We start from the raw sequence: 12,561 nt of genomic DNA, 5'->3' as shown, positions 1-12,561 counted from the left end.
TCAGGGGAGCATGACTGACCGGGGCATCAGCCGATTTAATGGTGTCATGGCGCTGAGTGCCTGCAGCGGCTGCTCATCTAGACCGGCCCGCCTGGGAACGCGTCCTGCCTGCTACGCGCGCCTGCTATTCGTTTGCAGGTACCGAACCACTTTTCTTCACGCAAAAAAAAACCTGGAAATCCTCACTTTCGTGGGCCTTCCAGATTTTCAAAATGGTGGGTCGTGTGGGATTCGAACCTACGACCAATTGGTTAAAAGCCAACTGCTCTACCAACTGAGCTAACGACCCGCTTTGTGGTGGCGCGTATATTACTGATTTTTCTCAGTAATTCAACACCTGATTTGAAAATAATTTAAAAATAGCGAGTTGGGTCGCTCACACCCGCCGCTGCAAAGCCTTCTGCGCGCAAGCGGCAGCTGTCGCATTTGCCGCACGCCCGACCTTGATCATCAGCCTGATAGCAGGAAACCGTTAGCCCGTAATCAACACCAAGGCGCATTCCCGCTTTGACGATATCGGCCTTGCTCAGGTTCTGCAGCGGCGCCTGAATAGTAAAGCCCAGCCCTTCTACCCCGGCCTTGGTCGCAAGGTTGGCCATGCGCTCGAATGACTCGATGAACTCGGGGCGGCAGTCAGGGTAGCCGGAATAATCCACCGCATTCACGCCGATAAATATGTCGCGGGCACCCAACACTTCGGCCCAGCCTAACGCCAACGACAGAAATACGGTATTTCGCGCCGGGACGTAGGTTACCGGGATGCCTTCACCTGGAGTCTCAGGTACGTCGATGCTGCTGTCAGTGAGAGCGGAACCGCCAATGCCATTGAGATTGAGCCCAATCACTTTGTGCTCAATGACGCCCAGATCTTTCGCCACTCGCTCAGCGGCGTGCAATTCGGCACGGTGGCGCTGACCGTAGTCAAAGCTCATGGTGTAGCAGGCGTAACCGTCAGCACGAGCCATCGCAACGACCGTGGCCGAATCCAGACCGCCCGACAGCAGGATTACCGCTTTTTTCTCGCTCATTGCTTGCTCACTCATATCAGCGTCCCGGTTCATCATTCCAGAGGATCTTGTGCAGTTGCAGTTGCAACCTCACCGGCAAATTGTCGGCGACGATCCAGTCAGCCAAATCTCTGACATTCAGGTCACGGTGCACCGGGGAAAACAGCACCTCGCCTGCGCGCCGATCCAATCCGTATTGAATGATCTTCGATACTGCCCAGTCGTAGTCTTCCCGGGAGCAAATAACGAATTTGACTTGATCATTAGCGGTCAGCAACTCGATATTTTCATACCGGTTGCGCGTCACTTCCTTGGAGCCTGGAGTCTTTAAATCGACAACACGACTTACACGAGGATCGACTTTGGAAATGTCCAATGCGCCACTGGTCTCAAGCGACACTTCATAACCCGCATCGCACAGACGCGTGAGCAGTGGAATTGCATTGGGTTGGGCAAGAGGTTCGCCTCCCGTGACGCAGACGTAACGAGGACGATAGCTGCTGACTTGTTCAAGCAACGAATCCAGCGTTTGTATTGTGCCGCCGGTGAAGGCGTAGGCACTGTCGCAGTATTCGCAACGAAGAGGGCAACCTGTAAGGCGCACGAACACAGTGGGCAAACCAGCAGTGCGTGTTTCACCCTGCAACGAGTAAAAGACTTCGGTGATACGTAATGTGTCGTGCATATAGGCCACGGGCGTAACGGCTAAACAGGCCATCCGCCTCCGTCAGGCACTTCAAAGCACTCTGCGCTCGCAGAATCCAGAGAAGCGAAAACAATACCGGAATTTCGGGTGCAGGATTCTAACGAAAAAAGCCGCGCAAAGCGCGGCTTTCTTGAATCGGCGGTCAGACTTGATCAGAGACGCTGAAGATCTCGCTGCGCCAACTGAGCGGCCGAAGTGCCAGGATATTGGGCAACAACCTGCTGCAAAATACCTTTTACCTTGTCTGTATGACCAAGGCGACGCTCGACATCGGCCAGCTTGTACAGAGAATCCGGCACTTTCGCATGCTTGGGATAATTCTGGCTCACCTTGGCAAACGCCTGACCTGCGCCTTGAAGGTCGCCTTTGGCCAGATTCACTTCGCCCAACCAATACTGCGCGTTACCTGCATATTGGCTGTTCGGATATTTGCGTAGAAAAGCCGAAAAAGCCTGACTGGCTTTGTCGAAGTCCTTTGCCTTGATCAAGTCAAAAGCAGCTTCGTAATAAAGCTTTTCTTTGGCGGGATCAGGCGGCTCGCTGCCCGCTTGGGGCGCTTGGGCAGCCCCGGCCGGTGCAACGGACGATCCGCCGGCTTTGTTACTGCCGTCGGATGAAGAATTATTGGCAGCTGGTGCAGCAGGTGCGCCGCCAGCTCCTATGCGGGAATCGAGATCCTGATAACGCTCCAGCGATTGCTGCTTTATCTGCTGGATATCGTTTTGCTGGACTTCAACTATTCCGCGCAAGCGCGAAATTTCTTCCTGCATCTGTTGCAACTGCATGAACAGCTGACCTTGCGCCGAGGGTTGAGCCGTAGCCCCACCCCCGGCGTAGGCGCCGGCCGTACCATAACCTGATGGCGGATAACTGCTACCAGCAGAGCCAGAATTGTCATCGACCACAGGAACCGCACCCCACGCTGCAAGCGGAAGGGAGAGGGCCAAAACGGTTAAAGCACGGCGGCACGTTCGCATGTCAAATTACTTACGCAGTTCGACGCGACGGTTTTGAGCCCAGGATTGCTCGTCGTTGCCGGTAGCAACTGGACGCTCTTCACCGTAGGAAACCACTTCCAGCTGAGCTGGCGAAACACCTTGCAGGACCAGGTAGCGTTGAACGGCTTTCGCACGACGCTCGCCCAGAGCCATGTTGTACTCACGAGTACCACGTTCGTCGGTGTTGCCTTCCAGAACTACGCGAGCGCCATTGCCTTTCAGGTCTTTGGCGTGAACGTCCAGAGCGCGCAGGGCTTCTGGTTTCAGGTCCGAGCTGTCGTATTCGAAGTAGAAGGTGGTGATTGCGCGCAGAGCAGCTTCTTCGCTCAGGCTGCCGTCAACAGCACCAGTGTTAGCGCCGTAACCAGCGTTTGGATCTACAGCAGCGCCTTCGCCGGCATTATCACCGCCTTTGGACGAGCAACCTACAGCTACAGCCATGGCCAGAGCCAGCGCAGCAAATTTACCAAACTTCAGCATTTCCATCGTAAAACTCCTAATGAACCCCAGTGTGTTAAGTAAAACGTGAAGCGCCGCGTCAGTTCAGGTAAGGGGACCAGGAAGGTTCTCTGACTTCGCCTTGAGCGGTAGGAAGCGGGAGCCTTACGCGTCCATTAATGGACACGAGCATCAAGACTCCCCGGCCCTGCTGGCGGGTGGCGTAGATTACCATGGTGCCGTTGGGCGCAACAGTAGGCGACTCATCAAGGTTGCTGTCTGTGAGGATTTTAACGCTACCGCGTTGCAAATCCTGAGCTGCAACCTTGAAGTTGGTGAATCCATCCTGGCGATGAATCATAACCAGCGTTTTTTCATCTGCCGACAGTTTAGGGTTGGCGTTGTAGTTACCGATGAAAGTTACGCGTTCTGCACCACCACCACTAATGTTGGTTTTATAGATCTGTGGTTTTCCACCACGATCGGATGTGAAGTAAATGGTCGATCCATCTTTACCAAAGAATGGTTCGGTATCAATCGACGCATCATTGGTCACACGACTGATTTGACGAGACGCTACGTTCATCACGTAGATTTCGGGGTTACCGTCTTTCGATAGAACAAACGCCAGCTTGCTGCCATCCGGAGACCATGCAGGAGCACCGTTAAGACCTTCGAAGTTGGTCACTTGCTCACGACGGCCAGTATCGATGTGCTGAATGAAAATGCGCGGACGCTTCTGCTCAAAGGACACGTAAGCGATGCGCTTGCCATCAGGCGCGAAACGCGGTGACAGAATTGGCTCGCGCGATTGCAACAAGGTCACTGCACGGGCACCGTCGTAATCCGACCGCTGCAGCGTGTAGCGGGTATTCATGCCGCCGAAACGCTCAGCCGTGACATACAACATGCGGGTGGAGAACGCACCTTTGATGCCAGTCAGTTTTTCGAACGATTGGTCAGCGATGTAGTGCGACATGTCACGCAACTGATCAGGCGTGCCTGACACGTTGCCAGTCAACACTTGCTGCTCAGTGGCCACGTTAAATAGTGCGTACTGCACCTGCAGCCGCCCGCCAGCCGGAGTGATGCTGCCGACCATGACGTACTGAGCGCCCAGCGCTTTCCAGTCACGGAAAATGACTTCGCTTGCCTGAGTCGGCAGGCTGATCATGTTCTGCTTGGGGATCGGGGTGTAATAACCCGAGTTGAGCATGTCGTTGCTGATGATCGACGACATGTCTTCCGGTAATACGCTACCGCCCTGCCAGCCAAACGGTACGACCGCAATCGGCGTGGCACGGTCGCTACCGCTGGTGACCAGGATGTTCTTTTCGTCGGCAGCGGCCATTCCCGCTGCGCAACATAGAACGACAAGCAATCCTCGAAGAATGTTTATCACAAGGCTAGATCCTCAGGTGTGAATGTCATCTTGAATGACCGGTAAGGGGCGAAATCAGAAGGTTTCAAACCCTGCATTTCTGTCAAACGACCAATGTTCTTGACCGCAGCCACCGCGGAGCTATCAAAAGGCCCGTCTCCGCTTGCCTTGGCAACCGTGACTGAAGTGATCGTACCGTCCGGCAACATGCCGATTTGCAGGACCACTGTCATACCTTTACGCGCCGAAGGTGGTCGAGCCCACCCTTCAGCCGCTCGCGAACGAATCAGATCATCGAAGCTACCCGCTGTTTCATCGCCACGCTCATCGGCCAATGCCTGTTGACGCTCCGGCTTGTCGGAAAGCAAGTCAGCCAGTGCTTGGGCCTTCTTGTCTTCAGCAGACTTACGCGCAGCTTCCTGGGCTTTCTTGGCAGAATCGGCAGCAGCCTTCTTCTTGCTGTCCTCGGCCGCTTTCTTCTTGGCATCATCGGCAGCTTGTTTCTTGGCGTCTTCAGCGGCTTTCTTTTTCGCGTCGTCGGCTGCCTGTTTCTTCGCTTCTTCAGCGGCAGCACGCTTGGCGTCTTCGTCGGCCTTTTTCTTGGCGTCGTCTTCGGCTTTCTTCTTGGCTATGTCAGCCAACTGTTTTTCTTCTGTCGCTTTCTTCGCGTCATCAGCTTTTTTGGCCTCAGCCTTTTTAGCGTCATCGGCTTTCTTGGCGTCATCCGCCTTTTTAGCCTCGTCCGCCTTCTTGGTTTCTTCGGCCTTCTGTTCTTCGGCTTTTTGAGCGGCATCCTCTTTCTTTTGTTCCGCCGCCTTCACCGCTTCCTGCTTCTCCTGCTCAACTTTTTTCTGCTCCATCTGCTCGACTTCGGTCTGTCGCGCAGCGGATTTCTTTGCCTCGCCGGCAAGCTTCTGGTTGGTCTGGGTTGTTGCCTGACTTTTAGACTTCAACTGATAGAGCGTCGCCTGAACGATAGGCTTGGCCTCAGGCAGTTCCGGTGTCATCGCGAAACTGACGAAGAGCAGCCCAAAAATCAGGACGTGCAACGCCACAGCCCAAACCGCGGGCCAGAAGTAGCTTTCCGAGGCTGTCGGCTCTCGAATTGGCTGCATCAGGGCGCCTCAGTAATCAAACCAACGTTCCCGACCCCGGCCTTCTGCAACCCACCCATGGTGCCCATGACTGCCCCGTAGTCGACGGTCTTGTCACCACGAATGAAGACCTGAGTCTGTTTGCCAGCTTCCCGTCCAGCAGCGATGATTTTGGTCACAGCGCTGGTCAGTTGCGGCAGGGTCATGGCCTTGTCCATCTGCTTGTCGGTATCGACTTCGGTGCCAAGGTTCCAGTAATAGGTCTTGTCAGCTTTGATCGAGATGGTCAGCACCTGGTTGTTGTTGTCCTGCGGCAAGGCCTCGCTGGAGACCTTGGGCAGATCAACTTTCACGCCCTGGTTAATCATTGGTGCGGTCACCATGAAAATGACCAGCAGCACCAGCATCACGTCGATGTATGGCACCACGTTCATTTCGGCGACCGGCTTGCGTTTTTTTCGTCGATCGCGAGCGATTAAAGCCATTTGGAAATACCTGCTTAGTCTTCGCTGGTGTGCACTTTACGGTGCAGGATTGCCTGGAATTCGTCGGCGAATGTGTAGTAACGACCGATCAGGGTTTCACCGGTAGCGGCGAAACGGTTGTAGGCGATTACTGCAGGGATTGCCGCGAACAGGCCGATGGCAGTCGCGATAAGTGCTTCGGCGATGCCCGGCGCAACGGTTGCCAAGGTAGCTTGCTGAGCGGTGGCCAAGCCACGGAAGGAGTTCATGATCCCCCAGACGGTCCCGAACAAACCTACATATGGGCTTGTGGAACCTACGGTTGCGAGGAAGGGCAGGCTTTGCTCAAGCTTTTCTTCTTCACGGGAAATCGCAACGCGCATGGCACGGGCCACGCCTTCCATGACGGCATCAGGATCGACACCAGGCTGTTGGCGCAGGCGGGAAAACTCCTTGAAGCCCGCGCGGAAGATTTGCTCCACACCAGAATCCGGGTCCGGGTTGCTACCCGCCTGACGGTATAGCTTGGAAAGATCGATGCCCGACCAGAACCGCTCTTCGAAGCTGTCCAGCGCACGACGACCTGCACGCAGCATGCTGCTGCGCTGAAAAATCATGACCCATGAAGTGACTGAAGCAGCCACCAGGATCAGCATTACCAATTGAACGACCACGCTGGCATTGCTGACCAAACTCCACATGGAGGAATGGTCGACGACATTAGCTTCCACGCTGTATCTCCTGCTCTGATTGTGTACCCGCGCCGCTCTGACCGGCAAAGGCCGTGCGCAAAGCTTCGGGAATGGCCCGGGGTTTCAAACTGTCGGCGCGCACACACGCCACTAAAAACTGCCCCTCACAGAGCAGTACATCATCCGTTGCCCGCCTGACTTGTTGATGAAAGCGCAGACTGACACGGTTCAATTCGGTTACTTCGGCGCTGACCAGCAGCTCATCGTCCAGCCGGGCAGGCTTGTGATATCGGGCCTCACTGGAATGCACGACAAACAACAGGTTCTCACCGGCCAGTGCGGATTGGGCAAAACCCAGGTCCCGCAGCCGCTCGGTACGAGCCCGCTCCATGAATTTCAAATAATTTACGTAATAGACGATGCCGCCCGCATCGGTGTCCTCGTAATAAACGCGACAGCGATGTGCGAACGACTGACCCCCGGTTTGCGCGCGCATACTCTAGTGCTTACTCCTCAGGTTGCCAATCCGGCCAGGCAACTGTTTTTCATCGATTTTGCTGCGTGGCGCGTCAGGATTTTCTCGCGACTGCCCGTCAGACCATGAAACATCCGAATAAATCGCCCGGGATCGTCTTTAATCATCGTTATCTTCGACCGGCGCGCTCAAGGTCGGCAGCTCGCCCATTCGGGACGGGATGTTAAGACCGAAATGCAGATAGGCGTGACGTGTCACTACACGGCCGCGAGGCGTGCGCATGATATAGCCTTGCTGGATTAAATAGGGTTCGAGCACATCTTCAATCGTGTGTCTTTCTTCGCTGATCGCAGCGGCAAGGTTATCCACCCCTACCGGCCCGCCGTCGAACTTCTCGATCATCGTCAGCAGTAGTCGTCGATCCTGATGGTCGAAGCCGCGCTCATCCACGTCCAGCAAGTTGAGGGCCAGATCAGCGATCTCCTTGGTAATCTGGCCTTGAGCCCGAACTTCGGCGAAGTCTCGGACCCTACGTAGCAACCGATTGGCAATACGCGGAGTGCCACGGGCACGCCTGGCAATCTCGAATGCCCCCGCGTCTTCTATATGCAATCCCAGAATACCTGCCGAACGCGAGACAATCGTCGACAGGTCCGCGACGTTGTAGAACTCCAGACGCTGCACAATTCCGAATCGATCACGCAGGGGATTGGTCAGCATGCCAGCCCGGGTTGTCGCCCCCACCAGCGTGAACGGTGGCAAATCGAGCTTGATGGAGCGCGCAGCTGGGCCTTCACCGATCATGATGTCGAGCTGGAAATCTTCCATCGCCGGATACAGCACCTCCTCGACGATAGGCGACAGCCGGTGAATCTCGTCGATGAACAAGACGTCGTGCGGCTCAAGGTTGGTCAGTATTGCCGCGAGGTCGCCTGGACGCTCAAGTACTGGCCCTGAGGTACTTTTGATCGAAACCGACATTTCCTGAGCAATGATGTTGGCCAGGGTCGTCTTGCCCAGACCGGGAGGACCGAATATCAGCGTATGGTCGAGCGCCTCGTTGCGTCCACGTGCTGCCTGGATGAACAGCTCCATTTGCTCGCGCACGGTGGGCTGACCAATGTAATCGGCCAGACTCAGCGGCCGTATCGCGCGATCAAGCTGCTCGTCTCGGTCACGTCCCCCGGTGGCGGCTATCAGGCGGTCGGCATCAATCACTTAGACCATCCCCTTCAATGCGCGCCGGATCAAATCTTCACTGCTCAAATTTTTGTCCTTGATTGCGGAAATTGCTTTGCTGGCCTCTTGAGGCTTGTATCCAAGCGAAACGAGCGCGCTGACCGCGTCGGATTCGGCCGTCGCCACTTGTACCGGCGCGCCCGGCCCTTCAGACACCAGCCGGAACGAACCCGGCAGCGAGTCCCAGGCCTTGAAGCGGTCCTTGAGTTCGACCAGCAAACGCTCGGCGGTCTTTTTGCCGACCCCAGGGACGCGAGTCAGCGCCGAAGTGTCCTGGGCCTGAACGCAACGTACCAGCTCGTCGACCTCAAGAGTGGACATCAAAGCCAACGCCAGCTTGGGCCCTACACCGTTGAGGCGAATCAACTCACGAAACATCTCGCGATCACGCTTCTCATAGAATCCGAACAGCAGGTGCGCGTCTTCGCGGACAACCAGATGAGTATGCAGGGTGACCTGCTCGCCCAGGTGCGGCAACCTGTAAAGCGTGGTCATGGGGACTTCAATTTCGTACCCCACTCCACCCACATCCAGCACCAGGTGCGGCGGTTGTTTCTCGACCAGTGAACCGCGTAAACGTCCAATCACCTATCAGATCCTTTTCGATAACCGGAGCAATGCGCTTTCCCGGCTTGACCGTGTTCGCCATGTTTGCAGGACTTGCGTTGCCTGCAAGTGAAAATTTATTAGCGAATAATGCCTCAGAGACGAAGTCGTCCACCCCGGCTACGCGCGGTATTCAAACCGTGAGGGATGAGACTTGAACGGGTATGCGCGTGGCACAGCGCAATCGCCAGCGCATCAGATGCATCGATCTGTGGTTTCTGCGTCAGTTTCAACAAGTGCATGACCATCATCATCACCTGCTCTTTGTTCGCGCCACCGGTTCCGGCGACCGCTTGCTTGACCTGAGTCGCCGTATATTCAGCAATCTCCAGACCTTCTTCCGCACCTGCAACGATAGCCGCGCCCCGAGCTTGCCCCAGCTTCAGCGCAGAGTCGGCATTTTTGGCCATGAACACCTTTTCAATGCCCATCGTTACGGGACCGTAGGTCTGAATGACTTCCCTGACGCCTCGAAAAACTATCTGCAATCGTTCGTGCAGCAACCCGCTGCCCGTGCGAATACATCCCGAAGCGACATATTCGCAGCCGCGTCCGGTGTCGCGTACAACGCCGTAACCGGTGATTCGCGAACCGGGGTCGATACCTAGAATAAGAGTCATAACGCCTGCAGCATGAGAAGTGGTGCGCACAAAGAATCGCAGCATAAAGGCAGAAGCCGGAGGCCGATAGCGATGAGGTCATCAACGCTTCGTCGCTCCGGCTTCAAATTCCCGACAAAAGTACTGTCAGCCAAGCTGCTCCAGCACATCGTCCGGGATTTCAGCGTTGGAATAAACGTTCTGTACGTCGTCCAAATCTTCAAGCATGTCGATGAGCTTCAATACTTTCTCAGCCATCTCAAGGTCAAGCACCGTACTGGTAGTAGGCTGCATGGCGATTTCAGCATCGGAAGCGTTAAAACCTGCCGCATCAATAGCGTTGCGTACCGCATAGAAACCCGCAAACGAGGTGAACACGTCAATCGAGCCATCTTCGTTGGTCACTACGTCGTCAGCATCGGCGTCCATGGCCGCTTCGATCAGGGCGTCTTCGTCGACACCTGCCGCGAAGGAAATCTGGCCCTTGCGCTCAAAAAGATAAGCAACCGAGCCGTCGGTACCAAGATTACCCCCGCACTTGCTGAACGCATGGCGAACAGCTGCGGCAGTGCGGTTGCGGTTATCAGTCATGGTTTCAACCATGATCGCCACTCCGCCCGGACCGTACCCTTCGTAACCCAGCTCTTCAACATCGTTGCCGTCATCGGCACCAATGCCACGGGAAACGGCGCGATCAATGGTGTCGCGAGTCATATTTGCGCCCAAGGCCTTGTCCAGCGCCAGACGCAAACGAGGATTCGAACCTGGGTCTCCACCACCCTGACGAGCAGCGACAGTCAGCTCACGAATCCACTTGGTAAAAATCTTGCCTTTCTTGGCATCCTGACGCTCTTTGCGGTGCTTGATGTTCGCCCACTTGGAATGACCAGCCATAACACGCTCCAAACCTTGAAACACGAACGCCGTCGCTTAAATAACTCAAGCGACGACGCTTCACTCATTGCGGCCCAGTATCAGGGCGCTCCTTATATACAGAACGCCGATCCCGATTTACTCGGCTTTAGGCTGTTCGCGCAGGCGAATGTGCAGCTCGCGCAACGCTTTGGCATCGACAGCACCTGGAGCCTGCGTCATTACGTCCGCAGCGCTCTGGGTTTTCGGGAAAGCGATGACTTCACGAATCGACTGAGCGCCAGTCATCAGCATAACCAGACGGTCAAGACCGAACGCCAGGCCGCCGTGAGGCGGTGCGCCGTATTTCAAAGCGTCGAGCAGGAAGCCGAACTTCTCCTGCTGCTCGTCTTCTGAAATACCCAGCAGACGGAACACCGCTTGCTGCATTTCCTTGCGGTGAATACGAATGGAACCGCCGCCCAACTCGGTGCCGTTGAGAACCATGTCGTACGCACGAGACAGCGCCGTAGCAGGGCTGGCTTCCAACTCTTCAGGTGAGCACTTCGGCGCAGTGAAGGGGTGGTGCAAGGCCGAGAAGCTGCCGTCTTCGTTTTCTTCGAACATCGGGAAGTCGACGACCCACATCGGTGCCCACTCACAGGTGTGCAGGTTCAGGTCATTACCAACCTTGATCCGCAGCGCACCCAATGCTTCGCTGACCACTTTGAATTTATCGGCACCGAAAAACACGATGTCGCCGTCAACCGCACCAACGCGATCCAGGATCACGTTCAGGCTGGCTTCCGGGATGTTTTTGACGATAGGCGACTGCAGACCTTCAACACCTTTGGCACGCTCGTTGACCTTGATGTACGCAAGGCCCTTGGCGCCGTAGATGCCTACGAACTTGGTGTAATCATCGATTTTGCTGCGCGGCATGCTCGCCCCGCCCGGAACACGCAGGGCAGTGACGCGGCATTTCGGATCATTGGCCGGACCGCTGAATACCTTGAATTCGACGTCTTTGAGCTGATCGGCAACGTCAACCAGTTCCAGCGGGTTGCGCAGATCCGGCTTATCAGAGCCATAGCGACGCATGGCTTCTTCGAAGGTCATGTGCGGGAAGTCACCGAACTCAAGATCCAGCACTTCCTTGAACAGCTTACGAATCATGGTTTCAGTCACGCCCATGATTTCAGTTTCGTTCATGAAGCTGGTCTCGATGTCGATCTGAGTGAACTCAGGCTGACGGTCGGCGCGCAGGTCTTCATCACGGAAGCATTTGGCAATCTGGTAATAGCGGTCAAAGCCCGCAACCATCAGCAATTGCTTAAACAGCTGAGGCGACTGCGGCAAGGCGAAGAAACTGCCAGCATGGGTGCGGCTCGGAACGAGATAGTCGCGTGCGCCTTCAGGGGTAGCCCGGGTCAGGATCGGCGTTTCAACGTCAAGGAAACCGTTGCCATCCAGGAATCCACGGATGCTGGATGTAATGCGTGAGCGCAAACGCAGCTTTTCAGCCATTTCCGGGCGGCGCAGGTCAATGAAGCGATAACGCAGACGGGTTTCTTCACCGACGTCTGAGTATTCGTTCAGAGGAAACGGGGGGGTTTCAGATTCGTTGAGCACTTCAAGGTCATAGCCCAGCACTTCGATTGCGCCGGAGGCCATGTTCGCATTAACCGCGCCAGCAGGACGCGCACGAACCTTGCCGGTCACCTTGACCACGTACTCGCTGCGCACGCGATCGGCAGCAGCAAAGGTTTCAGCACGATCAGGATCGAACACTACCTGAGCCAGACCTTCACGATCGCGAATGTCGAGGAAAATCACACCTCCATGGTCGCGACGGCGGTGAATCCATCCACACAGGGTGATTTCTTGACCTTCCAGGCTCTCGTTGAGTTGGCCGCAATAATGGCTGCGCATCATGATCGTGTTTTCACTTCTCGTAATTCGGAATTCGGTGGAGCCCTCGTCATCATTGGCGGGCAACGGTGCGAGAGC

General features: G+C 55.6%; 14 protein-coding genes and 1 tRNA gene. All 15 read right to left on the bottom strand.

What is annotated here, in order from left to right:
* Positions 1 to 213: 213 nt before the first annotated feature.
* Positions 214 to 289, bottom strand: a tRNA-Lys gene (locus ACWKV9_RS20005).
* 64 nt (positions 290 to 353) lie between these two features.
* Complete coding sequence (gene queC / locus ACWKV9_RS20000) at positions 354 to 1,028, bottom strand: 7-cyano-7-deazaguanine synthase QueC (protein WP_483837931.1); 675 nt, start codon at positions 1,026 to 1,028, stop codon at positions 354 to 356.
* A 16-nt stretch (positions 1,029 to 1,044) separates the two neighbouring features.
* Positions 1,045 to 1,692 (bottom strand): 7-carboxy-7-deazaguanine synthase QueE, encoded by a 648-nt coding sequence (queE, locus tag ACWKV9_RS19995; RefSeq protein WP_483837930.1) that lies wholly within the window; start codon positions 1,690 to 1,692, stop codon positions 1,045 to 1,047.
* Between the two features lie 173 nt (positions 1,693 to 1,865).
* The gene (gene ybgF, locus ACWKV9_RS19990) at positions 1,866 to 2,690 is read right to left on the bottom strand and encodes a tol-pal system protein YbgF (RefSeq protein WP_483837861.1); all 825 of its coding nucleotides are present in this window, start codon (positions 2,688 to 2,690) and stop codon (positions 1,866 to 1,868) included.
* A 6-nt stretch (positions 2,691 to 2,696) separates the two neighbouring features.
* A complete protein-coding gene (pal, locus tag ACWKV9_RS19985; RefSeq protein WP_483837860.1) occupies positions 2,697 to 3,197 on the bottom strand; it encodes a peptidoglycan-associated lipoprotein Pal in 501 nt (166 codons plus the stop codon).
* 52 nt (positions 3,198 to 3,249) lie between these two features.
* Positions 3,250 to 4,500, bottom strand: coding sequence for a Tol-Pal system beta propeller repeat protein TolB (tolB, locus tag ACWKV9_RS19980; RefSeq protein WP_483837859.1), 1,251 nt, complete (start codon positions 4,498 to 4,500; stop codon positions 3,250 to 3,252).
* A gap of 47 nt (positions 4,501 to 4,547) precedes the next feature.
* Entirely contained in the window at positions 4,548 to 5,645 is a 1,098-nt protein-coding gene (gene tolA / locus ACWKV9_RS19975) for a cell envelope integrity protein TolA (RefSeq protein WP_483837858.1), read from the bottom strand.
* The gene (gene tolR / locus ACWKV9_RS19970) at positions 5,645 to 6,109 is read right to left on the bottom strand and encodes a protein TolR (RefSeq protein WP_483837857.1); all 465 of its coding nucleotides are present in this window, start codon (positions 6,107 to 6,109) and stop codon (positions 5,645 to 5,647) included. The genes tolA and tolR overlap by 1 nt, the downstream gene beginning before the upstream one ends.
* Before the next feature lie 14 nt (positions 6,110 to 6,123).
* The gene (tolQ, locus tag ACWKV9_RS19965) at positions 6,124 to 6,819 is read right to left on the bottom strand and encodes a protein TolQ (RefSeq protein ID WP_483837856.1); all 696 of its coding nucleotides are present in this window, start codon (positions 6,817 to 6,819) and stop codon (positions 6,124 to 6,126) included.
* Positions 6,809 to 7,276 (bottom strand): tol-pal system-associated acyl-CoA thioesterase, encoded by a 468-nt coding sequence (gene ybgC, locus ACWKV9_RS19960; RefSeq protein WP_483837855.1) that lies wholly within the window; start codon positions 7,274 to 7,276, stop codon positions 6,809 to 6,811. The genes tolQ and ybgC overlap by 11 nt, the downstream gene beginning before the upstream one ends.
* 138 nt (positions 7,277 to 7,414) lie before the next feature.
* Entirely contained in the window at positions 7,415 to 8,473 is a 1,059-nt protein-coding gene (ruvB, locus tag ACWKV9_RS19955) for a Holliday junction branch migration DNA helicase RuvB (RefSeq protein ID WP_483837854.1), read from the bottom strand.
* The gene (gene ruvA, locus ACWKV9_RS19950; RefSeq protein WP_483837853.1) at positions 8,474 to 9,082 is read right to left on the bottom strand and encodes a Holliday junction branch migration protein RuvA; all 609 of its coding nucleotides are present in this window, start codon (positions 9,080 to 9,082) and stop codon (positions 8,474 to 8,476) included. It lies immediately after the preceding gene.
* Positions 9,083 to 9,195: 113 nt separating this feature from the next.
* Complete coding sequence (ruvC, locus tag ACWKV9_RS19945) at positions 9,196 to 9,720, bottom strand: crossover junction endodeoxyribonuclease RuvC (RefSeq protein WP_483837852.1); 525 nt, start codon at positions 9,718 to 9,720, stop codon at positions 9,196 to 9,198.
* Between the two features lie 126 nt (positions 9,721 to 9,846).
* Entirely contained in the window at positions 9,847 to 10,593 is a 747-nt protein-coding gene (locus ACWKV9_RS19940; RefSeq protein WP_483837851.1) for a YebC/PmpR family DNA-binding transcriptional regulator, read from the bottom strand.
* A gap of 117 nt (positions 10,594 to 10,710) precedes the next feature.
* Complete coding sequence (gene aspS / locus ACWKV9_RS19935; RefSeq protein WP_483837850.1) at positions 10,711 to 12,486, bottom strand: aspartate--tRNA ligase; 1,776 nt, start codon at positions 12,484 to 12,486, stop codon at positions 10,711 to 10,713.
* Positions 12,487 to 12,561: the final 75 nt, after the last annotated feature.

It is taken from the genome of Pseudomonas corni (assembly GCF_057128765.1).
Note: the sequence above shows the minus strand (reverse complement) of the source record. Positions and strands in the feature narration are given on the sequence as shown.